The following is a 23513-nucleotide window of genomic DNA, read 5'->3' as shown; positions in this document are numbered from 1 at the left end:
AAATGTATTAAGTATGTTATAAAAACCCCAGTGAAAATACAGTTTAATTGATAATGAATATCATTTATGTTTTAAAAGGAGGTAAGAAGACAGATGACATTAGCACAGGTTGAAAGAGGAGCCAAAGTTAAAATTAAGAATATTCCTGATGATTTTATTCGTGCTCAGGCGATCCGTTTTGGAATTTCAGAAGGTGCAGAGGTAGAATGTATTGAGAAGATTCCTGGTGGTCCAGTCATTGTTAGAAAACGTTTCCAGGAAATTGCTATTGGCCGGCGCCTGGCAGAAAATATTATAGTTTCGTATTGGAACAGGGAGGTAGAGGATGATGCATTGTCATGATATTGCAACTCAGTTAAAGAATGTTCCGAAAAATGCAAAAAAGATTGTCCTGGCAGGAAATCCGAATGCTGGTAAATCTGTCTTCTTTAATGCTTTTACTGGGATGTATGTTGATGTTTCAAATTTTCCTGGAACAACTATTGATATAAGTTATGGTAAGTATAAAGATTATATAGTAATAGATACCCCCGGTGTTTACGGTGTCTCGTCCTTTAATGATGAGGAGATTGTAGCCCGGGATATCATTACATCTGCTGATATTGTGGTTAATGTGGTGGATGCGGTCCATTTAGACCGGGATTTATTCTTAACCCAGCAGATTATAGATATGGGAATACCTATCATTATCGCTTTAAATATGATGGATGAAGCAAAAGCTCAGGGTATTGAGATTGATGTGGATAAATTAAGTCAGTTACTTGGTGTGCCGGTAATTCCTACTGTAGCTGTTAAAAACTTAGGAATTGAAGAAGTCAAGAACCGGTTGGAAGAAGCTAAAGTTGGTAATTCTGATCCAGAGCTGCAGTCTAAATTAGCTGAACTTTTAAAACAGGTGCATAACAGAGCAGAAGCCCTTCTAATTTTGGAAGATGATCCACATGTGGCAAAGCGGCATCAGATGGAAGGTGCCAAATTACGGGAGGAAATTTATACTAAGCGTCGGCAGCGGGTTAACGAGATTATCGATCAGGTTGTGCGAGATACAAAAACCCAATCTAATTTCAAGATGAAATTGAGCCGTTGGATGGTAAACCCTCTGACAGGAGTACCGATTTTAATAGGTATTTTATATATTATTTATAAATTGATTGCTGTCTTTGTGGCTCAGACAGTGGTTGACTTTACAGAAGGTTATATTTTTGCGGGATTATATGAACCTTTTATAAGAGGAATTATAGGTCAGTGGATTCCTGAGAATTCTGCTTTAGGAACAATTCTTATTGGTGAATTTGGAGTATTGACCATGACTGTTACTTATGTTCTGGGACTTTTACTTCCATTGGTTATAGGATTTTACTTTGCCCTTTCTGTAATGGAGGATTCGGGTTATCTTCCCAGGGTAGCAGCATTGGTGGATAGGGTTCTCATGAAGTTGGGACTGAATGGTCGGGCAATTATTCCATTGATTCTCGGTTTCGGGTGTGTGACCATGGCAACTATTACAACCCGGCTTTTAGGATCAAAGCGGGAAAAGTTTATTGCAACTGCACTTTTAGGTTTTACCATTCCATGTTCTGCTCAGTTGGGGATAATTGCAGGATTAATTACTCCCCTGGGTTGGAAGTTATTTATTCTGTATGTAGGAATAATCTTTATAGTTTTTGTACTGATTGGTACTCTTTTAAATCTATTTTTACCGGGAGAATCGACAGATCTTTTGATCGATTTACCGCCTTTGCGGCTTCCACGGATTAATAATGTTCTTAAAAAAACGTGGACCAAGTCCTATGCTTTCATTAAAGAAGCAGGTCCCCTCTTTGCTCTAGGGGCATTGTTGATCGGTTTGTTACAGGTGACAGGAGCTTTAGATATGCTAATTGATGCTGTAGCTCCAATCACTACAGGACTATTAAAGTTACCGAAAGAATCGGCAGTAGCCTTTATTATGGGAATTATCCGTCGGGATTTCGGAGCTGCTGGTTTAACTTCTATTGATATGACTCCACTTCAGACTGTACTTTCATTAGTGGTTATTACTCTCTTTGTACCTTGTATTGCCTCTATCCTTGTTCTCTTCAAGGAAAGAGGTATAAGGGATGCGATTTTGATCTGGGGTGGTTCCTGGATTCTGGCCTTTGGTGTAGGTGGAATTATGGCTGCTCTTTTGCTGTAAGGAGTTGATAATATGGATTTTAAGCTCAAATGTCCTGAATGTGGTTTGATTTTAAAGCAGATACAGGTTCGTTGTCCCCGTTGTAATACTTCACTTAAGGATCAATTGTTATGTAATGGAGATTGTAAAAACTGTAAGTCCCATAAATGCTAAAAATACTTCTCAAACTGAAGTCTGTTTTCAGGCTTCAGTTTTTTTAATTCTGACATTACAACTCAAGAATTTTTTTAGTTAAGTATGACAATAATATCAATATCACTAGTAGTAAGTTTAGAATAGAAAGGAAATGATTTTACTGCAAAAAGGAGAGGATTTTGGAAAATGAAAAAAAAGAATGGACACATTATGAAATTTGGAGGTATAAAATTTATAAACAATATTAGTGAAGAAAAAATTAATGAATTTATTAACAATCTTCCAAAGGAGAAGAGGGATAGTCTGGCTGAAGTTACTCGCGAACTTAAAAATGCGGGTTTAATAGATTTAATTCCAGGCCAATACAGTACCATTGATCGTGAGATGGAAGATGAGCAAGAAACTCATCCGGAAATGAATCCGGATCCATATACTTAAAGATAAAAAAATTAAAATTTTTATGAAAATTGTTATATTTATAAGGAGGAATTTGATGGTTACTAGAGAAGAAAAAATAAGACAAATTATTGAATTTGTGAAGGAGCATCCTCAATCTTTTGCCAGTCGAACTGTTATTCGTAGATTGATTGGAACAGATTATGAATTCAATGATGAATTATTCCATAAATTAGAAGAAATTTTTTCAGGTTCCCGTTTTGATGAGTATGAGTTGGATTGTTGTTATGATTTAATAAAATAGTCCTAAATTTTACACTTTTTCTATTTTATATATATGTAATAATATATATTGCATCGGTTATAGCCTTATTTGTTTATGATTAAACTGTAAAAAGCTAATTTTGAGCGCTAGTGAAAAATTAGCTTTTTGCAGTAAAAAATCATCTATTTATTGGTCAGAAAACTATTTAAGAGGCTTCCGATGCTTTTTTTAATGCCAGGGAAATTATGCTTTATTATAAAATATTATAGTCAAAGGCCAATTTGTTCCTATCTTTACTGTATTATTTATGGCTCTAAGATATATATAAATCGGGTGCAGGATATTACAATATAAGATGAGAATTAAATATTATTTTAGTATTGATAAATAACCTAAATTAGGAGGGATATCTGGTGTATCGTATTATTAGAAAAAAAGTTTTAGCACCTACCATGAAATTAATTGAAGTAGAAGCTCCAGATATTGCAGCTAAAGTTTTACCGGGAAATTTTGTTATTTTACGGATCGATGAGAAAGGTGAGAGAATTCCTTTGACTGTTGCGGATTATGATCGAAAAAAGGGAACTATTACTTTGATCTTTCAGGAAGTTGGTTATACTACAAAACATCTTGGAAGACTTGAAGAAGGAGATGCGCTGTTAGATCTGGTTGGTCCACTTGGTGAGCATATGCAGATTGAAGGATACAAAAAAGTTATCTGTGTGGGTGGTGGTTCAGGTACTGCTCTACTTTACCCGAAAACTAAAGCTTTCTACGAAGCAGGTGCAAAAGTTTTGACCATTACCGGGGCCAGGACGAAAGAACTTTTGATTCTGTTGGATGAACTGGATGCTGTCAGTGATGAACTCTATGTTACTACAGATGATGGTTCTTACGGGCATCACGGTTTTGTAACAGATATTTTAAAGGAGTTGTTGGATAAACATGATGATGTGGATTTAGTCGTTGCCATTGGTCCGGTACCTATGATGAAAGCCTGTGCTGAATTGACCAGGGAATATGGTGTAAAGTGTATTGTAAGTTTGAATGCTATTATGGTTGATGGGACGGGAATGTGTGGGGGATGTCGGGTAATAGTCGGTGGTGAGACTAAGTTTACCTGTGTAGATGGCCCGGCCTTTGATGGTCATCTAGTGGATTTTGATGATTTGATGCGGCGACTTTCTTATTATAAAAAACATGAGGAAGAAGTTCTCAGCAACGAATGCTGTTCTGGAGGTGAATGCAAATGCCATTAAAACCGAATAAAACTCCTATGCCTGTGCAGGATTCAAAGGAACGAATCAAGAATTTTAATGAAGTAGCTCTAGGTTATTCTGAAGCTGATGCCCTAAAAGAAGCGGAACGCTGTTTGAACTGTAAAAAACCTCTCTGTAAACAGGGATGTCCTGTTGAGGTACCTATTCCTGAATTTATTCAGGCTATTAAAGAGAAAGATTATGAGAAAGCAATTGAAATATTGAAATCTAAAAACAACTTACCGGCTATATGTGGTAGGGTTTGCCCGCAGGAGAATCAGTGTGAAAAGTACTGTGTTATGGGTAAGAAACATGAACCAGTGGCCATTGGGCGTCTGGAGCGCTGGGTTGCTGATTGGGATTTGAATCGTAAAAAAGAAGTAAAATCAATTGAAGCAACTAAAGGGAAAGTGGCTGTGGTAGGGGCTGGTCCCGCTGGTCTTACAGCAGCTGCTGATCTAGCCAAAATGGGTTATAAAGTTACTGTATTTGAAGCATTCCATAAAGCAGGCGGTGTATTGGTTTACGGTATACCTGAGTTCCGTCTGCCAAAAGAGATTGTTAAACGGGAAGTTGAATACATTAAACAGTTGGGTGTAGAACTTAAGCTCAATTTTATAATTGGTAAAACCAAAACGATAGATGAACTTTTTGAAGATGGTTATGAAGCGGTATTTATTGCAACAGGTGCGGGTCTGCCTAGATTTATGAACATTCCCGGTGAGAATCTTAATGGTGTTTATTCTGCTAATGAATTTTTGACAAGGGTTAATCTTATGAAAGCTTATCGTTTCCCTGAGTATAAGACACCTATCCGTGTTGGAAAAAGGGTAGCTGTGATTGGTGGTGGTAATGTTGCTATGGATGCAGCCCGGACTGCTCTACGTCTGGGTGCAGAATCTTATGTTATTTATCGCCGTTCAGAAAAGGAGATGCCGGCACGTTTAGAAGAGATTCACCATGCTAAGGAAGAAGGGGTTAAGTTTAAGTTCTTAGCCAACCCCGTTGAAATTATTGGCAATGAAAAAGGTGAAGTTATTGCCATTAAATGTATTGATATGGAATTAGGTGAGCCTGATGAGTCCGGACGCCGCCGTCCTATTCCAAAAGAAGGTTCAGAATGGGTTATGGAAGTTGATAATGTAATTATAGCTATTGGTAATTCACCAAATCCCCTTGTTCCCCGAACTACACCGGACATTGAAACAACCAAATGGGGTACTATCGTAGTTAAAAATGAGGATGGCGAGACTACCAAAGAAGGAGTGTTCGCTGGCGGTGATATTGTAACGGGTGCAGCTACAGTTATTGAAGCAATGGGTGCTGGTAAACGTGCGGCCCGGGCTATTGATCAATATTTAACCAATAAAAAAATTATGTAGGGAGGAGTAAAAATGGCAAAAATTATTGACGGAAAAGCAATAGCCCAGGAGATTCGAAAAGAAATTAAAGAGAGGGTTGAAGAGCTAAAAGCGAGAGGCAAACAGCCCGGTCTGGCAGTTGTTCTGGTAGGCAATAATCCTGCCTCTCAGACTTATGTAAGGATGAAAGAAAAAGCCTGTCAGGAAGTAGGTATGTATTCTGAAGTGCACAGACTTCCCGAAGAGACCAGTGAAGAAGAACTTCTGACATTGATTGATCAACTGAATGCCAATGAGAAAATTCACGGTATTCTGGTTCAATTACCTCTGCCTGAACATATTGATGAGAAAAAAATTATTGATCGAATTCTTCCCGAAAAAGATGTGGATGGCTTTCATCCGGTAAATGTAGGTAATTTATTTACCAATACGGCACGTTTTGTGGCTTGTACACCCCGCGGTTGTATCGAACTTCTGGATCGGATGGGTGTAGAGATTGAAGGTAAAAAAGCAGTTGTTATTGGTCGCAGTAATATTGTTGGGAAACCTGTTGCAATGTTATTACTCCACCGTAATGCCACTGTTACCCTCTGCCACTCCAGAACTGCTGATCTGAAAAAAGAGTGTCTTGATGCAGATATTTTGGTTGTTGCTGTTGGCCGTCCAGAGATGATTACAGGTGATATGATCAAAGAAGGCGCTGTCGTTATTGATGTCGGTATCAATAGACTTGAAGATGGACGTCTGGTGGGCGATGTCCACTTTGAATCTGCTAAAGAGAAAGCCAGTATGATTACCCCTGTACCTGGCGGTGTTGGTCCAATGACCATAGCTATGCTGCTCTTAAATACTCTGGAAGCCTGTGAATAAGAGGTAAAAGACCCCGTAATCGGGGTCTTTATGCTTATATTTAGCAATCATTAACCTGGCATTGAACTGCGCTTCGACATTCAAAAACTTGTTTTAGTTCTATAAAAATATCTAGTAACTCCGAGCGTAAGACTTTAAGTTTGAGGTGGAGAATGATTCTTTCTTTAACTGTATTATTCGGTAATAATGTTTGTTCTACAAAGAGTCCTTTATTAATACTTTAACACTATTTCCATCCAGGAAACGACGATTCTGGATTACTACACCGGGTAAAAATCCTGGAATTTCAACGTCTGTACTAAAAGGGATTATTTCTTGCTGATGTCGAACAGTGTTTTGACTGTCCTTGTAAATAATATTTTTTATGATTTGTCTTTGAATGATGACTTTATTTCTCAAGAAAATTGGGTCATCAAAACTAACCTGAACAATTGGATCTAATAATTCTACTGCAGTAAATGTTAATGGGTTACTGATATTTTCAATAAATACTTGCTTTTGTTTATTGGCTACGATAATATTGGCATCTATTTTTTTCTAATTTTTTTACAATTTAAATCACTCCTTATTTTAAATTTAGAATTTTGTTTTCTTATTAATGATTATACTGCAAAAAGCTAATTTTTCGCTTCTTGAGAAATTTTTCGAATCATCTAAAACTCAATTTCCACCGAAATAAAGCTTCCTAATCAAAGGGCCCTCCTGGCTCTTGGTTAGCTCATCACCTCCTGTGATGAGGCCTTATTTCGTCGGAAATCTCGCTAAGATAATTTGGCGAAAAATTTCTATGTCGCTCAAAATTAGCTTTTTACAGTTTAATAATTAATTATAATATTAAATGAGATAGTTTTTTGTGAAATAAATGGTTTAAAATTTCAGATAAAGACAATAATTTGATAGAAAAGGATTTTGGGAATAAAAGAAGAAATATATATAGATTAAGGATAGATTACTGAGGTGAGAACATTGCTAGATCAAAAGATTATGTCAATAGGCGAGTTAACAAATTATATCAAAGATATACTTGAGAATGATTCTTTACTTCAGAATATAATGGTAAGGGGTGAATTATCTAATTTTTATAGCCATACATCTGGCCATCTTTATTTTACTTTAAAGGATAGTGATGCTCAGTTAAAATGTGTAATGTTTCGAAGCAATGCCAGATGGCTTAAATTTCAGCCTGAAAATGGGATGAATTTAATTGCTACAGGTTCAGTGGGAATTTATCCTGATCGTGGGGAGTATCAGCTTTATGTGCGGGAATTACAGCCTGATGGAATTGGAGCATTACATCTTGCTTTTGAACAATTAAAGGAAAAATTACAGAAAGAAGGATTATTTGATAAGAAATATAAAAAACCCATTCCGCGTTTACCCCGTCGAATTGGAGTTATCACATCACCGACGGGAGCAGCTATAAGAGATATTATTTCCGTTATTAGAAGGCGTTTTCCCCATGTAGAGATTGTTATTGCTCCCGCTATTGTTCAGGGAGATGAAGCACCGGAAAGTCTGGTGCAGGCTCTTAAATTAATCCAGGAGGATAAAGAGATTGATGTAATTATTATGGGCCGGGGTGGAGGTTCTATTGAGGATCTCTGGGCTTTTAATGAGGAGATAGTAGCCAGAGCAATTTTTGCTTGTCCAATACCCATTATCTCTGCAGTGGGGCATGAGACAGATTTTACTATTGCTGACTTTGTGGCTGACTTAAGGGCCCCGACACCTTCTGCTGCGGCCGAATTAGCAATAGCTAATTATGATGAATTGAGTAAGTATTTAGAAAGTATTGAACGGAGATTGGAACAATATATTATTAACCGGATTGATAAATTGGCAGAACGGGTAGAAAGATTGAAAAAACACCCTATCTTTTTAAGACCTGAAGAGGTCTTTTTAAAACCCTGGCAGCGGGTTGATGAACTGGAGTGGCGTCTTCATAGAACTATGGAACATCAGATTAAACTGATAAAGGAAAGGTGTTATGGATATTTTAAACAACTGGAATCTTTAAGTCCATTGAATGTTTTGATAAGGGGTTATTCTGTAACTGAAAAGCTAAACGGAAATCTTATTAAAAGTATTAATGATGTAACCGTTGGTGAACAGGTTAAAATCCGATTGCAGGATGGAGAGTTAAAAGCTATCATAGAAGAAGTAGATAAGAGGCAACAGCCTGTTTCTTAACTTCTGATTTTATGCAGGGATGTTTGAATTTCCGTCGAAAATAATTTAGTAGAGCTATTGTTTTTATGGTTAAAGGAGATGAATTTTTATGCAAGATCTGACATTTGAAAAAGCTTTGGAAAAATTGGAGATAATAGTAGAAGAATTGGAAAAAGGAGATCTTACTCTTGATCAAGCATTAGAACGGTATGAAGAAGGGGTACGGTTATCCAGATTTTGTTCAAAGAAATTGGAAGAAGTAGAAGCCAGGATTGAAATGATTATCAAAGAAGGAGAAGAAATAAAAAAAGTACCTTTTGAAAAGATGGAAGAGGTGGAATAGATGTCTTTTACTGATTTTAAAGCTGCATTAAAAGCTACTGCTGATGAAGTGAATCAAGCTTTAAAAGAATATTTACCTCAAGGAAAACCAGAGATTTTGCATGAATCTATGGCTTATAGTGTTTATGCCGGTGGAAAACGTTTAAGGCCGGTTTTGACTTTATGGACTGCTGAATTATTGGGCGGTGATAAAAAACATGTTATGCCTATCGCCTGTGCTCTGGAATTAATTCATACTTATTCTCTTATTCATGATGACCTGCCGTGTATGGATGATGATGATCTAAGGCGTGGTAAGCCAACCAATCATGTTGTTTACGGGGAGGCTATTGCTCTTTTGGCCGGGGATGCTCTTTTAACCCGGGCCTTTGAAGTGATGGCTAAAGCAGTTGAAAATGGTGCTGATTCTCATCGACTTTTAAAGGTAATCGGAGAGATTGGAGAAGCGGCAGGTTCTAAAGGAATGGTTGGCGGTCAGGTTGTTGATATTCTTTCAGAAGGGAAAAAAATTGATCTTGAGACTTTGAAATATATTCATGCCCATAAAACTGGAGCACTTTTTAGAGCCTCTATTCGAAGTGGTGCGATTATGAGTGGAGCATCATCTGAAGATCTGGCCAGGTTAACTGAGTTTGCAGAATATCTTGGCCTTGCTTTTCAGATAACCGATGATATTCTGGATGTGGTTGGAGATGAAACCAAGTTGGGCAAACCGGTAGGAAGTGATGAGAGTCATGCTAAGGCTACTTATCCTGCTCTGGTGGGATTAGAAGAAGCCAGGCGGTTGGCTCAAGAAAGCGTCAACCGGGCTAAGGAAGCTCTGGCTCCATATAAAGAGAAGGCTGAACGTTTCAATCAACTGTTAGATTTTATCCTGACACGTGAAAGCTAATCCCAATTACTGGTTCATTGCCAGAAAAAAAGGTTTATGGTATAATATTGAGAGTCATTGGTGGTGCAGTATTCTAGTCAATACAGCTATCTCTGAAGGCGGGCCTAAAAATCCGTCGTCGGGCACATCGATGAAGCTTCTGGTGCCGGCTGCTGACGCCCAGTCGGGGGTCGGTGCTGGGAGTTAAGGAGGCCAGGGCGATCCACAAAGGCATGTGGGCGATGACCCTTCCTCCGTGGAGGCCTGAGTAGGGCTACGGCTCTATTCAGGTGAAAACCTACAAGAGTATCTCCAGACATTTAAAAATGCTGGGGGTACGTGTAGCGTAGCCTGCTCTGAGTGGAACAGGAGGAGAGTGTTAATTAAGCATTTTTTCCAGGGGCCCAGAAAAAATGCTTGTATCACTTGAAACCTGTTCTGCAAAAGGAGCTAAGAGATAGCTTGTATTGTTAAGGAAAACTTCTAGACTGTTCCCTTTTTGGGAAGTGCACGAGGGATTAAAGTGCGGACTAAGTGGTGATCCAGCTCTGCAGATGGTGACACTGCAGGATGTTCTTTAAAGGGAAACCGCCAGTTCGGCGACGGCTGGTAGAACATTGGGAAAACCTGCTGGACCTAAGCCGCAGCGTTTACCTCGTGTACTACCACCAATGACTCATAATTAAAAATATTTAATTTTTGAGGTGAAGTTTGATTGAGTAATCTAATAAGAGCATTTAAGATGGGATTTCTCACATTTATTATTGCTATTTTGGTTACACTATTTTCGTCAGGTGTTGTAGAGTTTGTTTCATTACCTGGAGCAGTGATAATTCTAATTATAGTAGTTACGGTAGGAATTATTTTTGATATAATTGGTGTTGCAGCAACAGCTGCTGATCAGGCACCTTTAAATGCGAAAGCAGCGAAAAAGATATTTGGAGCTAAAAAAGCTCTTTTTTTAGTTAAACGGGCAGATGAAGTAGCTAGCTTCTGCTGTGATATTGTTGGCGATATTTGTGGTACAGTTGGTGGAGCGTTGACTGCTGTGATTATTATCAGAATTGTTGATTATGGGTTAAACGTGAATATAAATATTTTGAGAATATTGACACTTGCTTTTATTGCTGCCCTTACCGTTGGCGGGAAAGCCTATGGTAAACGAATAGGAATCGATAAGGCGAATGATATTATTTTTATTATTGGTAGAATTATAGCAAGTGTAGAGCTTTTGTTTGATTTTAGCCAAAAAAGAGACAGTGGGGGTGGTAAGCGATGGCTTTACTCGAAAAAATTAATGACCCGAAAGATCTCAAAAAATTAAGCTATTCTGAATTATATATACTGGCCCAGGAGATTCGGGAAAAAATTATTAATACCGTTGCAAAAACAGGAGGACATTTGGCTCCTAGTCTGGGTGTAGTAGAGTTAACACTGGCACTACATTATTATTATAATAGTCCAGAAGATAAGATTATCTGGGATGTGGGCCATCAAAGTTATGCTCATAAAATTATTACCGGTCGGCGTGATGAGTTCCATACTTTACGTCAGTATGGAGGAATAAGCGGATTTCCAAAACGTTCTGAAAGCCCCCACGATATTGTTGATACGGGTCATACCAGTACTTCCATCTCTGTTGCTTTGGGTATGGCCCGTGCCAGAGATTTTAGAGGCAAATCTCATGCGGTGGTTGCTGTTATTGGTGATGGTGCTCTTACGGGAGGAATGGCTTTTGAAGCATTAAATCACGCTGGGCATCTGGGAATTGATTTGACAGTTATTCTCAACGATAATGAGATGTCCATTTCTCCTAATGTAGGAGCATTATCAAAATATTTAAGCAGACTCAGGGTAGATCCTACCCTACATAAGGTGAAAGATGATCTAGAATTTCTTTTAAGCAAAATTCCGGCTATCGGTAGTCGAGTTGTTCGGACAATAGAACGTTTGAAGGATAGTTTGAAGTATTTTGTGATACCGGGGATTCTTTTTGAAGAGTTGGGTTTTACTTATTTAGGTCCAATAGATGGGCATAAAATTCAGGATATCTGTGAAACACTGCGGGATGCAGAACAGGTAAAAGGACCTAAACTGATCCATGTAGTTACTACTAAGGGTAAAGGATATCCGCCAGCAGAAAAACACCCTGATACCTACCACGGGACTGGCCCCTTTGAGATTAAAACAGGAAAACTGATTAAAAAAGATACTCCTCCTACCTATACACGGGTTTTTAGTGATACACTGATCCGGTTGGCTAAAGAAGATTCCCGGATAGTAGGGATAACAGCAGCTATGCCTTCGGGAACAGGTCTAGATCGGTTTGCTGAAGTTTTTCCTGATCGTTTCTTTGATGTAGGAATTGCTGAACAGCATGCTGTTACTTTCAGTGCAGGTCTGGCTCTGGGAGGAATGAAACCCGTTGTAGCTATCTATTCTACATTTTTACAAAGAGCCTATGATCAAATCTTTCATGATCTTTGTTTACAGAATCTACCAGTGGTTCTGGCCATAGACAGAGGTGGAATTGTTGGTGCTGACGGTGAAACTCATCAGGGACTTTTTGATTTTTCTTATTTGCGGAGTATGCCGAATATGATTATAATGGCTCCGGCCAATGAGAATGAGCTACAGCATATGCTTTATACTGCTCTTAAGCAGTCTCAACCTACGGCTGTTCGGTATCCCAGGGGAGCTGGTATAGGGGTTTTATTGGATTCTGATTTAAAGGAAATCCCTATTGGTAAAGGACGGCTTTTAAAAGAGGGAGAGGATTTAACCATTCTTGCTATCGGTAATATGGTAACACCTGCTTTTCAGGCAGCCGAACGTTTAAAAGCACGGGGTATAAATGCGGCAGTCATCGATGCACGTTTTGTTAAACCATTAGATGAAAAATTAATTATAGATTGGGCTAAGAAGGCTGGACATCTGATTATTGTTGAAGAACATGTAAAAAGCGGTGGTTTTGGCAGCGCGGTTTTAGAACTTTTAGCTGAAGCTGAATTGAATGTAAAGGTTAAGCAAATTGCTATTCCTGATACCTTTGTCCGTCACGGTGATCCCGATCTTTTAAGAAAAGAATATGGGTTGACTATGGAGAATATAGTGGAGACTGCTATAGCCATGTTAGATAATGCGCTTGTTTAAAAGGGAGGTTAAAAGATGTGCCGCAAAAAATTCGACTAGACCAGCACTTAACTGAGGCAGGATATTTTGAAAGTCGCAATAAAGCTAAAGCAGCCATTATGGCGGGTTTAGTTTTTGTTGATGGCAGGCGTATCGATAAACCGGGAACAAAAATTGATCCTGAAAGTGAAATAATTATTAAAGGTGAATATTGTCCTTATGTTAGTCGCGGAGGTTTTAAACTTGAAAAAGCAATTCAGGTCTTTGACCTGGATGTGACTGACTATAAGGTCATGGATGTGGGAGCATCTACAGGCGGGTTTACTGATTGTCTTTTACAACACGGCGCCCGTCAGGTATATGCTGTCGATGTCGGATATGGTCAATTAGCCTGGAGTTTACGTAATGATCCCAGGGTAGTGGTGATGGAAAGGACCAATATCCGCTATCTAACAAAAGATGATTTGCCAGAAATCTTTGATTTAGTAACCATTGATGTTTCATTTATCTCTTTAAAAATTGTTATTCCGGCAGCCAGACAATTTTTAAAACCGGGTGGGGAAATGGTTGCTCTTATAAAACCCCAATTTGAAGCCGGTCGTGAAAAGGTTGGTAAAAAGGGAGTGGTCAAAGATCCGACGATACATAAAGATGTAATTGGAGAGATTATACAGATGGTGAACAAAGAAGATCTTCAGGTGGTAGATTTATCCTATTCTCCTATTACAGGTGCAGAAGGACATAATATTGAATTTTTGATATATTTAAAAGACGGATTAAAAGTCAAAGGATTTGATGAGGCAAAGATAGACCGTATTGTTTCTAAAGCCCATGCTGAACTTAAACCTTGATGGGTTTAACAAAGACTGTGAGGTGTTTTCATGCCTGAAAAAATACCAAAGAGAATTGGTCTTGTACCAAATCCGGGAAAACCAAGGGCATTAGAGCTGATACCGGATGTAATAAATTCTCTTGAAAGATTGGGAATAGACCATGTAACAGATCAGCAGGTTCAGAAAAAAATAAGAGATTTAAAGACAACTTTTCTACCTCGGGCTCAAATAGCAGATATAGTAGATTTGATTATTGTCTTTGGAGGAGATGGTACATATCTTAATACGGCCCGTTCTGTAGCTGGTAAAGGGATTCCTATTCTAGGAGTTAATCTGGGAAGGTTAGGTTTTTTAACTGAAATTGAGATTCATGAGCTAAATTGGGCTTTAGAACAGCTTTCTTTGGGAAATTATGATATAGCAGAGAGGATTATGGTACAGGCAGAGATTTTACGTCAGGGAAAAAGAGTCCATTCTGCCATTGGATTAAATGATGTAATTATCACCAATACAGGACTTGCTAGAATGGTTGAACTTGAGACTTATATTAATGAAGAATTCATTAATTCCTATCCTGCTGATGGACTAATTGTGGCCACTCCAACCGGTTCTACAGCTTATTCCCTTTCTGCAGGTGGACCGATTGTAAATCCTTTTTCAAAATCTTTAATTATTACACCAATCTGTCCTCATACCCTTTATTCCAGATCAATTGTAATATCTGAAGATGAAGTGGTTCGGGTATCTCTTCGATCTGATCATCAGAATTGTTTTTTAACTGTGGATGGTCAGCAGGGTTGGAGATTAGAAGAATCTGATGAGATTCTGATCCGAAAGGCTAAGGAAGTGGTTAAATCTGTGAGGATGCCCGGTCATACATTTTATAAAATATTAAGAGATAGAATGAGTGGAGATCGAATATAGAGAGGAGGTAGAGTTTATGAAGAGTAAACGACATTTAAAAATTTTAGAAATAATAAAGAATGAAGATATTAGTACTCAAGAAGATCTGGCGGCAAGGTTGGAAGAGGAGGGGATTGAAGTTACCCAGGCGACGGTTTCGAGAGATATTAAAAAACTTGGATTAATTAAAATTCCTACCGGTTATGGAGGATATAAGTACGCCTTGCCTGCCGAAAGACCCCAGAGTGATATTATAAGCTGGGTAAAGCGAATGTTTCAGGATTTTGTGGTGAATATCGATTATGGTGAAAATTTGATTGTCGTTAAATCCTTACCCGGAACAGCGCAGGGACTTGCTTCATCCATTGACAGTCTAGAATGGGATGAGATTATGGGAACTGTAGCCGGTGATGATACAGTATTTATAGCAGTAAAATCATCTGAAAAAACAGAAGGGATTTACCAGCGTTTGCGGGAGTTTTTATATTAATTCCGTCTAAAAAGGAGGAATCTTAAAATTGCTCCGGGATTTACACATCCAGAACTTTGCTCTTATTGATGAATTACAAATTCAATTTCAACCCGGTTTAAATATCTTGACCGGGGAAACAGGTGCTGGTAAGTCGATTATTCTTGACGCATTGGATATGCTGTTAGGCGGACGTGCTTCTTCTGATTTTATCCGGACAGGCAAAAAAAAGGCGCTGATTGAGGCAGTCTTTGAATTTGATAATGATGAGATTGAAAAACTTTTGGAGGAGATGGGAATAGAATTTGATAGCCATCAGTTACTCTTATCCCGCGAAATTACCGAATCAGGTAATAATCGACTGCGGATAAATGGTCAGTTGGCCACTAGAAAAATGGTTAGTACTCTGGCTCGACATTTAATAGATATCCACGGACAGCATGAACATCAAACTTTAATGCATAAACATGAACATTTACGGTTATTGGATGAATATGGTGGTAAAGAGGTCGAAAATTTAAAGAAAAAAACGGCAAAACTTTATGCTGAATTATCCAAAATTAAACGGGAACTCAAATCTTTGCGTCAAAATGAACAGGAAAAAAACCAGAGAATTGACCTTTTAAAATTTCAGATTGACGAAATTGATAAAGCTCAGTTGAAGGTAAATGAAGAAGAAGAACTTCAAAATCGCCGTAAGATTTTAATAAATGCTGAAAAGTTATTTAAAAATGCTGGTGAGATTAATCAACTTTTATCAGGAGATGGATATGAAGTTTGTGGTATAATAGATCTTTTGGGTAGGTTGCTCAAAAATCTGGAAGATATGAGTAAAATAGATCAAAATTTAGGTTCTGTCCGGGAGATGGTGGAAAACGCATATTATCAACTTGAAGAAGTATCCTATGAAATGAGGAACTATACTGACGGGATTGAATTTAATCAAGAAGAGCTGATGAATATCGAAGAAAGGCTTAGTTTGATTAATAATTTAAAGAGAAAATATGGTCAAACTATAGAAGAGATTTTAAATTATCGGCAAAAGATAGGTGAAGAACTCAGTTCTCTCACTCATAGTGAAGAACGGATTGAAGAATTAGAGTCTAAATTAATTGAAGTTAAGAAAAAATATTGTGAAACCGCAATAAAACTTTCTAAGTTAAGAAAAGAGATTGGTCTTAAATTTGCCTGGAAAGTAATGCGTGAGCTGAATGAGCTTTCTATGCCTAATGCTAAGTTTGTAGTCCAGTTAGACTGGCAAGAAAGTGATGATGGTGTAGAAATAGATGGAATCAGTTATAAATATGGTCCAGATGGGCTTGATCAGGTAGAGTTTCTTATCTCTCCCAACCCAGGTGAATCTTTGAAACCTTTGGTGAAAATTGCTTCCGGGGGAGAGATTTCCAGGATTATGTTAGCAATAAAGGCTGTTACTGTTGGATTAGACCAAATCGATACTATCATCTTTGATGAGATTGATAGTGGAGTCGGTGGTGAAACGGGACAGCGGGTTGCTGAGAGATTGGCATTAATTGCCAAAGAAAAACAGGTGATCTGTATTACCCATTTACCCCAGATTGCAGCTATGGCGGATACCCATTTTCATATTTATAAAGAAGTTAAAGGAAGCCGGACAAGTACTAATCTGGTTCTATTAAGTGAAGATGAGCGAATTGAGGAATTGGCCAGGATGTATGGAGGAACAGAAATTGCTGCTGCTATGGAACATGCATCTGCAATGCTTAAGATGGCGCGGAAGAAGAAGGCAGCGCTATAAATATTTAAGTGCATATTTATTATGTTTAAAGGGCATCTTTTATATTACAAGATGCTCTTTTTTATTTGCAGGGTGTACAGAAGGGGAGTACAGGAGTGTGATTTATTAAGTGAAACTAAAACAAAGAATCCTGCTCTATCTTTGTATTGTTGCTGTACTAGCCATAGTTTTAGTTCCGCAGATTTTCTCATTAATGGGCTTTCCTTCCCATCTCAAAATAATTCAAGGAATTGAGCAATCCTTAAAGATTAATTTCCCCTTCGATGTTTATATCATCTGTGATCAGCCAGAACGTCTTTTGGTCAATGGTAAACCCCTAAAAACTGAAGCGTTAAAAGTTAATCTATCAGAACCGCTTCTTTTCCAATCAGATGCTATTGGTAAATTAAAAGTTGATTTTAAGCTATTTGGTCTAATTCCCATAAGGCATATGGAAGTAGATGTGGTACCAGAAATTAAAGTTTTTCCAGGGGGCCACTCTATAGGAGTTCTTCTCCATACCGATGGGGTGATGGTAATTGATGTTTCTTATGTTGATGGGGCTGATGGGAGGAAATATTATCCAGCAAGGGAAGCGGGGGTTGGCCCGGGAGACTATCTGTTAGAGATGAATGGGAAAAAAGTTTTGAGCAAACAGGATGTAGCTAAAGCAATTTATGAGTCTGGCAAGAAAGGTCGACCTTTAAAAGTAAAGGTCAGAAAACGGACTGGAAGTATAAAAGACCTTACCATTCATCCGGTTAAGAGTAAAGAAGGAACTTATATGATTGGCTTATATATTGATGATGGAGTGGCAGGAGTTGGTACCTTAACTTTTTATGACCCTAAAAGCGGTTTTTATGGTGCATTAGGACATGTTATTACAGATGCCCATACCCAGGACCCAATTCAAATTCGAGCCGGGGAGATTGTCAATGCCAATATTTCCGGTATTAACACGGGGCAACGCGGATTACCTGGAGAAAAGTTGGGAACATTTATAGGTAGTGAAGATGTATTGGGAGTAATTAAGAAAAATTGTGAATATGGGATTTATGGTAAATTAGATAAACTTCCTGAAAATCTTTATTTTAAAGAACCTATTCCAGTAGCAACTAGTAGACAGATTAAACGTGGTAGAGCCTGGATATATACTGTGGTTAACGGGAGCCGGATCGAAAAGTTTGCCATTGAAATTGAACATGTTTATCATCAGCGTCGCCCAGCTTCCAGGGGATTAATAATCCGGATTATTGATCCTAAGTTATTAAAAATTACGGGTGGGATTGTTCAGGGGATGAGTGGCAGTCCTATTGTACAAAATGGTCGTTTAGTGGGAGCAGTCACTCACGTATTTGTTAATGATCCGAAAAAAGGATATGGAGTATTAGCAGAATGGATGATCAAAGAAGCAGGTCTGGACCGTATTAACTATAAGCGGAAATTAAACAGATAATTTCCGCTTTCTTTTTTTCGAATTTTTTATTTAAAAAAAAGGAAAAATTTTAGTTTTGGCGAAAATGAATAGTAAAATCACCCATTTAACGACTATCTTCCCTTACAGAAGTCAAAATAACAAATATAATTAGACCTGGAGAGAGGGAGATAGTTATAAAATAAAATTATCTATGGGGATTAATATTAAAGGAGGGATAAATTTGGAAAAAGATATTACAATTGTTCTGGTGGATGATAACAAAGAGTTTTGTGAATTGGTTAGAGAATATCTCGACCAACAGGAAAACATGCAGGTAGTTGGTGTAGCTTATAACGGGGTTGAAGGCCTGAAGTTAATTGAAGAACATCAGCCTGATGTGGTAATCTTAGACATTATTATGCCGCATCTGGATGGAATTGGAGTATTGGAAGAACTAAACCGTAAAAATATGATACAAAACCAGAAAATAATTATGTTAACTGCCTTTGGACATGAAGAGGTTACCCAGCGAGTAGTAGAATTAGGAGCAAATTATTATATAATGAAGCCATTTGATTTAGAAAAACTGGTTGAACGAATTGATCAATTGATGAACCCTGTTAAAATAACTACTAACTTCTCCGGTGCAGCTATAACATTAAAGAAAAAAGATGTAAGTGTCCGTATTACTGAAATTATGCATCAGATTGGTGTTCCAGCACATATTAAGGGTTATCTGTACTTAAGAGAAGCTATTGAAATGGTAATCCATGAAATCGAACTTTTGGGTGCTATCACCAAAGAATTATATCCCATGGTAGCGAAAAAATTTAATACTACTCCCAGTCGTGTTGAAAGGGCTATCCGTCATGCGATAGAAGTCTCCTGGGAGCGAGGTAATATGAAGGCCATTAATAATATCTTTGGCCATACCGTCACTACCGAAAGTGGAAAACCTACCAACTCTCAATTTATTGCCAAAATAGCGGACAAGTTGAGATTAGAGATGAAAGCAAGTTAAATTATAAAGAAATTTTTCGAACCATCTAAAGTTTGATTTCAACCGAAATAAGGCACACTAATCAATAAGCCCTCCTGGCCCTTGATTAGCTCATCACATCCTGTGATGAGACCTTATTTCGACTGAAATCTCACTAAGATGGTTTAATGAAAAATTTCTATATGAAGCTAAAAATTAGCTTTTTATAGTAAGACCAATCATAAATTATTTAATGAAGGGCCACCTTCTTAAAAGGAGGCCTTTTTCTTTTGGTTGGTCTGGAATGATTTATAGATGTTATTCACATACTAATTTAAAAAAGATGGAGGAGAAGTTTATTGGATTATCGGGGAACTGTTAAACTGGATCGAAAAACTAAAAATCTAATAAAGCGGCTTAAGCCAGGTGATATTGCGGTTATTGATCATAAAGATATAGATGAAGTGGCTGCTCGTTCCCTTGCAGCAGCGGGAATCAAAGTTGTTATCAATGCCAATTCCTCCATCAGTGGCCGCTATCCCAATCCGGGGCCAACAGTTCTTAAGAAAAGTGGGATTGTAATTCTTGATCGAGTGGGAAGTAATATTTTTGATCAACTGCGGGAAGGTGACCAGATTGAAATTAAAGGAAACAAAATATTTTTAAATCAAAAAGTTGTGGGAGAAGGAGAGCTTCTTACAGAGGAACGGATTGATGAGCTATTAAAGAAAACCAGGGCCAATTTAGAAAAAGAATTGGAAAAGTTTGTTGAAAACACCCTCCAATATGCTAAAAAAGAAAAATCCATAATTCTCGGTTTAAAGGTTCCGGAGATAAAAACATCCTTACAGGATCGCCATGTGTTAATTGTGGTAAGAGGTCAGGATTATCAGGCCGACTTAAGAGCTATCCAGACCTATATTACAGAAATAAAGCCGGTTATTATTGGTGTAGATGGTGGAGCAGATGCCTGTCTTGAATTGGATTTAAAACCCGATATAATCATTGGTGATATGGACAGTGTAAGTGATAGGGCACTTAAATCTGGGGCTGAATTAGTCGTTCATGCCTATCCCGATGGACGGGCGCCGGGTATGGAGAGGTTAAAAAAATTGGGTCTTAATGGAGTAACATTTCCTGCTCCGGGTACCAGTGAAGATATTGCCATGCTCCTTGCCTATGAACATGGTGCATCTTTAATTGTGGCAGTAGGAACCCATTCCAATATAATAGATTTTCTGGAAAAAGGCAGGCCTGGTATGGCTAGTACTTTTTTAACCAGGATGAAAATTGGTTCAATTCTGGTAGATGCCCGGGGGGTTAGTAAACTTTATCGGAAAAGTTTTAGCCGTAAAGATCTGACATATCTTGTTGCTGCTGCTTTAATTCCGATCCTGATAATATTATTGATTTCACCACCTATGCAGCAGTTGGTCAGGCTGCTTGTGGTCTGGTTTAGATTGACTCTGGGTATTTAGATGTACCTTGATTTAAGGAGGTACCATTTGTGGTTATAGATATAAGATATCATCTTACAACAATTATTGCCATCTTTCTTTCGCTGGGGATTGGAATTTTAATTGGGAGTGCTATGATTGGGGATGATGGAGTTGTTAGAGAACAACAGAAATTAATTATTCAAATTGAAAAAGATTTGAAGAATTTAAGGAATCAAAATTATCAATATCGGACAAAGGTTATATCTTTAGAAGAAATGATTGTGGAGCAGAATCAATTTATTGATCAGCTCTTTAAAGATGCGATTTTTGAAAGGTTAAGGGGTTTAAGCTGTCTATTGGTACAGGATGAAAAATCAAAACATAAGTATGAAGAATTGCTTAAGGTATTAAGAAATGCGGGGATGGAGATTACCGAGTACTCAAAACTTTCTGTTGAAGAACCAGCTGGCTGGGATATTTGTCTTTTATTGGCCCAGGGAATTCCACCCGTTGTGGAAGATATTTTTTCAAAAGAACAGATTTTTCAACTGTCTGAGAAAGATCTGGCATCAAAGCAGGGTTTATATCAATTGATTAAATCCCTTGAGGAGTTAAAATTAAAAATTCAAGGGGATGAAGAGAATGATCTCAGTTCTAATACCGGCCTTTAATGAAGCTGAGCGAATTGCTATAACCATTCAAAGTCTCCGAAAAGGATTGGTTAATGAAAATTTTGAGGTAATTGTTATTGATGATGGTTCAACGGATAAGACTGGGGATATAGCCAGAAATTGTGGAGCTACTGTAGTTTCACTTCCCACAAATAGGGGAAAGGGAACGGCTATAAATCAGGGATTAAAAAAGGCCGGGGGTGATATTTTTCTTTTGGTGGATGCCGATCTGGGTGAATCAGCTCAATTAATTGCTCAGCTCCTTAAGCCGATTCAACGGGGAGAAGCTGATTTGACCATAGCCAGATTTCCTGTACCACAAAGAAAAGGTGGGTTTGGTCTGGTTAAGGGGCTGGCTCATCATGGACTTTATCTCTGTACTGGAACGCGATTTTACTCACCTATCTCTGGCCAGCGGGCGATGAGGCGTCAGGTGCTCGATGTGATTGGACCCTTTCGGACTGGTTGGGGAATGGAGGTGGCTATGACAATTGATGCCTATCATAAGGGGTTTCGAATAATGGAAGTACCACTGGATTTAACCCATCGACAGACCGGTAGAAATCTGGCAGATTTCATACACAGAGGCCAGCAATTTCGCGATATCTTCTTCACACTTATACAGGCATACTGGCAATATAGATTAAAGAAAGGTGGAAGCAAAAAATGATATACCTCTTTTTGCTCTTTTCTTTTGTACTGGCTTTTGTGACCAGACCATTATTTATGAATCTGTTAATGGAAGGAGGACTTATTCAAAAAAATTATCAGGGAAAGTCCATTCCAACAGGAATGGGTCTGTATATTTTCTTTAATCTGGCAGTCCTTTGGTCGATAGGTTATCTAATTGGACTGTATCCTCTTCAGCGTTTTATTTTAATTTTGCTTTTGGCAGGAATATTTTCTTTTTTAGGATTTATTGATGATCTTTTGGGGGATGAGAAAGATAGAGGGTTTATTGGGCATTTTGGCTGTCTTTTGAAGGGTAGATTGACAACCGGTGGCTTAAAAGCATTGGGTGCTGCGGTTATCAGTCTGGTTGTAGTATACTATGTTGCTGATAGTATATCCGAGACCTTTATAAGTTGGCTTACTCTGCTTTTATTAACAAATTTTATTAATCTATTGGATTTAAGGCCCGGTCGTGCGTTAAAGGTCTTTAGTGTAGGGCTTCTTATACTCTTTTTATTATTCTGGCAGCAAGTTGAATTCTGGTATCTGGCAATTCCTCTAGTACCGGTACTCTTTTTTTATTTTCCCCTCGATCTTTCATCACAGGCGATGCTTGGAGATACAGGGGCCAACCTTTTGGGAGGAATTTTGGGTTATTTTGTAATTCTGACTGTAGGAATTTGGGGGGAAGCTGTGATTCTTTTTACCCTCATAGTAATTCATCTGTATTCTGAAAGATATTCTTTGTCAACATTAATTGAGGAAAATATGGTTCTTCATTGGTTGGATAGGTTAGGGAGAAGGTAAAACGGTTAATGAGCTAGCTTGAAGATATTGTAGCTTAATTTGTATAAAAACTCTGGGAAATCCCGGAGTTAATTTTTTAAAAACTGTACTCCTTAATTTGGATTCAATGTTTTTAACTCTTCAACCTTCCTGATTGCTTCTTCTTTTGATGAACAAATATTAGAGGCCATATGTTCTTTAACTGCGGCCAGTCGCAAAAAAGTACGGGTAAAGGTTTGTTTAGAATACGGACGGTTCCAAGGGAATATTTTTTCTGATTTTCTTTTATCATTTTGCTATATTCATCTTTGATTTTTTTATCAATTTTGCAATTATCATAATTAAAAACAGAATACACCTTATGGTTAAGGGATTTTAATACTTCATCTATAATTTTTTAATTTCTTTTACTTGTTTTGATGTATTAATAGTTAAATTGGAAAAGTCAATAAATAGAATCTTTTTTTCTTTATCATAGTAAAATCGATCACGTAAATTCATTATTAATTCCTCTTCACAAACTAAATTGCTAAAAACAAAATATGGTAGTTAATAAAAGTTTGATAGCCAAATGACAAGGAATGGAATAAGGTTGGCCTTTTGTATAATCCT

Annotated in this window: 24 protein-coding genes; 23 read left to right on the top strand and 1 reads right to left on the bottom strand. The window is 37.8% G+C overall.

Annotation, left to right across the window (positions count from 1 at the left end; genetic code table 11):
- Positions 1–93 precede the first annotated feature (93 nt).
- The 8 genes from BBF96_RS09185 (at position 94) to folD (ending at position 6462) form a co-directional block, all read left to right on the top strand.
- On the top strand, positions 94–342 hold the full coding sequence (locus tag BBF96_RS09185; protein WP_127016869.1) for a FeoA family protein: 249 nt from the start codon (positions 94–96) through the stop codon (positions 340–342).
- Complete coding sequence (feoB, locus tag BBF96_RS09180; protein ID WP_418654990.1) at positions 326–2176, top strand: ferrous iron transport protein B; 1851 nt, start codon at positions 326–328, stop codon at positions 2174–2176. The genes BBF96_RS09185 and feoB overlap by 17 nt, the downstream gene beginning before the upstream one ends.
- A gap of 12 nt (positions 2177–2188) precedes the next feature.
- The gene (locus BBF96_RS16435; RefSeq protein ID WP_164730984.1) at positions 2189–2329 is read left to right on the top strand and encodes a hypothetical protein; all 141 of its coding nucleotides are present in this window, start codon (positions 2189–2191) and stop codon (positions 2327–2329) included.
- Between the two features lie 168 nt (positions 2330–2497).
- Positions 2498–2749, top strand: a complete 252-nt coding sequence (locus tag BBF96_RS09175; protein ID WP_127016867.1) for a hypothetical protein — start codon at positions 2498–2500, stop codon at positions 2747–2749.
- Between the two features lie 55 nt (positions 2750–2804).
- Positions 2805–3011, top strand: a complete 207-nt coding sequence (locus tag BBF96_RS09170) for a hypothetical protein (RefSeq protein WP_127016866.1) — start codon at positions 2805–2807, stop codon at positions 3009–3011.
- A 374-nt stretch (positions 3012–3385) separates the two neighbouring features.
- Positions 3386–4231, top strand: a complete 846-nt coding sequence (locus BBF96_RS09165; protein ID WP_127016865.1) for a sulfide/dihydroorotate dehydrogenase-like FAD/NAD-binding protein — start codon at positions 3386–3388, stop codon at positions 4229–4231.
- Positions 4222–5613 carry an NADPH-dependent glutamate synthase gene (gene gltA, locus BBF96_RS09160; protein WP_127016864.1) on the top strand — a complete coding sequence of 464 codons (1392 nt, stop codon included), beginning with the start codon at positions 4222–4224 and terminating at the stop codon, positions 5611–5613. The genes BBF96_RS09165 and gltA overlap by 10 nt, the downstream gene beginning before the upstream one ends.
- 12 nt (positions 5614–5625) lie before the next feature.
- On the top strand, positions 5626–6462 hold the full coding sequence (gene folD, locus BBF96_RS09155; RefSeq protein WP_127016863.1) for a bifunctional methylenetetrahydrofolate dehydrogenase/methenyltetrahydrofolate cyclohydrolase FolD: 837 nt from the start codon (positions 5626–5628) through the stop codon (positions 6460–6462).
- Between the two features lie 195 nt (positions 6463–6657).
- Here folD and BBF96_RS17460 read toward each other — a convergent pair whose 3' ends face one another.
- Positions 6658–6867: a DUF3794 domain-containing protein gene (locus tag BBF96_RS17460; RefSeq protein ID WP_472762539.1), complete on the bottom strand. Its 210-nt coding sequence runs from the start codon at positions 6865–6867 to the stop codon at positions 6658–6660.
- 552 nt (positions 6868–7419) lie between these two features.
- Here BBF96_RS17460 and xseA point away from each other — a divergent pair.
- The 15 genes from xseA to BBF96_RS09075 all read left to right on the top strand — a co-directional run bounded on the left by xseA (position 7420) and on the right by BBF96_RS09075 (position 22922).
- Complete coding sequence (gene xseA, locus BBF96_RS09145) at positions 7420–8652, top strand: exodeoxyribonuclease VII large subunit (RefSeq protein WP_236777796.1); 1233 nt, start codon at positions 7420–7422, stop codon at positions 8650–8652.
- An 88-nt stretch (positions 8653–8740) separates the two neighbouring features.
- The gene (locus BBF96_RS09140; RefSeq protein ID WP_127016862.1) at positions 8741–8974 is read left to right on the top strand and encodes an exodeoxyribonuclease VII small subunit; all 234 of its coding nucleotides are present in this window, start codon (positions 8741–8743) and stop codon (positions 8972–8974) included.
- Positions 8975–9865 (top strand): polyprenyl synthetase family protein, encoded by an 891-nt coding sequence (locus BBF96_RS09135; RefSeq protein ID WP_127016861.1) that lies wholly within the window; start codon positions 8975–8977, stop codon positions 9863–9865. It abuts the gene before it with no gap.
- Between the two features lie 694 nt (positions 9866–10559).
- Positions 10560–11168 (top strand): hypothetical protein, encoded by a 609-nt coding sequence (locus tag BBF96_RS09130; RefSeq protein ID WP_205665613.1) that lies wholly within the window; start codon positions 10560–10562, stop codon positions 11166–11168.
- Positions 11120–12997, top strand: coding sequence for a 1-deoxy-D-xylulose-5-phosphate synthase (gene dxs / locus BBF96_RS09125; RefSeq protein ID WP_127016860.1), 1878 nt, complete (start codon positions 11120–11122; stop codon positions 12995–12997). The genes BBF96_RS09130 and dxs overlap by 49 nt, the downstream gene beginning before the upstream one ends.
- A 17-nt stretch (positions 12998–13014) precedes the next feature.
- Positions 13015–13827 carry a TlyA family RNA methyltransferase gene (locus BBF96_RS09120; protein WP_127016859.1) on the top strand — a complete coding sequence of 271 codons (813 nt, stop codon included), beginning with the start codon at positions 13015–13017 and terminating at the stop codon, positions 13825–13827.
- Between the two features lie 30 nt (positions 13828–13857).
- Positions 13858–14733 (top strand): NAD(+)/NADH kinase, encoded by an 876-nt coding sequence (locus BBF96_RS09115; protein WP_127016858.1) that lies wholly within the window; start codon positions 13858–13860, stop codon positions 14731–14733.
- A 16-nt stretch (positions 14734–14749) separates the two neighbouring features.
- Positions 14750–15202: an arginine repressor gene (gene argR / locus BBF96_RS09110; RefSeq protein ID WP_127016857.1), complete on the top strand. Its 453-nt coding sequence runs from the start codon at positions 14750–14752 to the stop codon at positions 15200–15202.
- Between the two features lie 28 nt (positions 15203–15230).
- The gene (gene recN / locus BBF96_RS09105; RefSeq protein WP_127016856.1) at positions 15231–16958 is read left to right on the top strand and encodes a DNA repair protein RecN; all 1728 of its coding nucleotides are present in this window, start codon (positions 15231–15233) and stop codon (positions 16956–16958) included.
- 109 nt (positions 16959–17067) lie between these two features.
- The gene (spoIVB, locus tag BBF96_RS09100) at positions 17068–18393 is read left to right on the top strand and encodes a SpoIVB peptidase (RefSeq protein ID WP_127016855.1); all 1326 of its coding nucleotides are present in this window, start codon (positions 17068–17070) and stop codon (positions 18391–18393) included.
- A 202-nt stretch (positions 18394–18595) separates the two neighbouring features.
- On the top strand, positions 18596–19375 hold the full coding sequence (spo0A, locus tag BBF96_RS09095) for a sporulation transcription factor Spo0A (RefSeq protein ID WP_205665612.1): 780 nt from the start codon (positions 18596–18598) through the stop codon (positions 19373–19375).
- A gap of 317 nt (positions 19376–19692) precedes the next feature.
- Positions 19693–20811 carry a putative cytokinetic ring protein SteA gene (steA, locus tag BBF96_RS09090; protein WP_127016853.1) on the top strand — a complete coding sequence of 373 codons (1119 nt, stop codon included), beginning with the start codon at positions 19693–19695 and terminating at the stop codon, positions 20809–20811.
- Between the two features lie 29 nt (positions 20812–20840).
- Positions 20841–21443: a copper transporter gene (locus tag BBF96_RS09085; protein WP_127016852.1), complete on the top strand. Its 603-nt coding sequence runs from the start codon at positions 20841–20843 to the stop codon at positions 21441–21443.
- Complete coding sequence (locus tag BBF96_RS09080) at positions 21415–22113, top strand: glycosyltransferase family 2 protein (protein ID WP_236777795.1); 699 nt, start codon at positions 21415–21417, stop codon at positions 22111–22113. Before BBF96_RS09085 ends, BBF96_RS09080 begins: the two co-directional genes overlap by 29 nt.
- Positions 22110–22922, top strand: a complete 813-nt coding sequence (locus BBF96_RS09075) for an MraY family glycosyltransferase (protein ID WP_127016850.1) — start codon at positions 22110–22112, stop codon at positions 22920–22922. The genes BBF96_RS09080 and BBF96_RS09075 overlap by 4 nt, the downstream gene beginning before the upstream one ends.
- Positions 22923–23513: the final 591 nt, after the last annotated feature.

It is taken from the genome of Anoxybacter fermentans (genome assembly GCF_003991135.1).
GTDB lineage: Bacteria > Bacillota > Halanaerobiia > DY22613 > DY22613 > Anoxybacter > Anoxybacter fermentans.
This window is presented reverse-complemented; position numbering and strand designations above follow the sequence as displayed.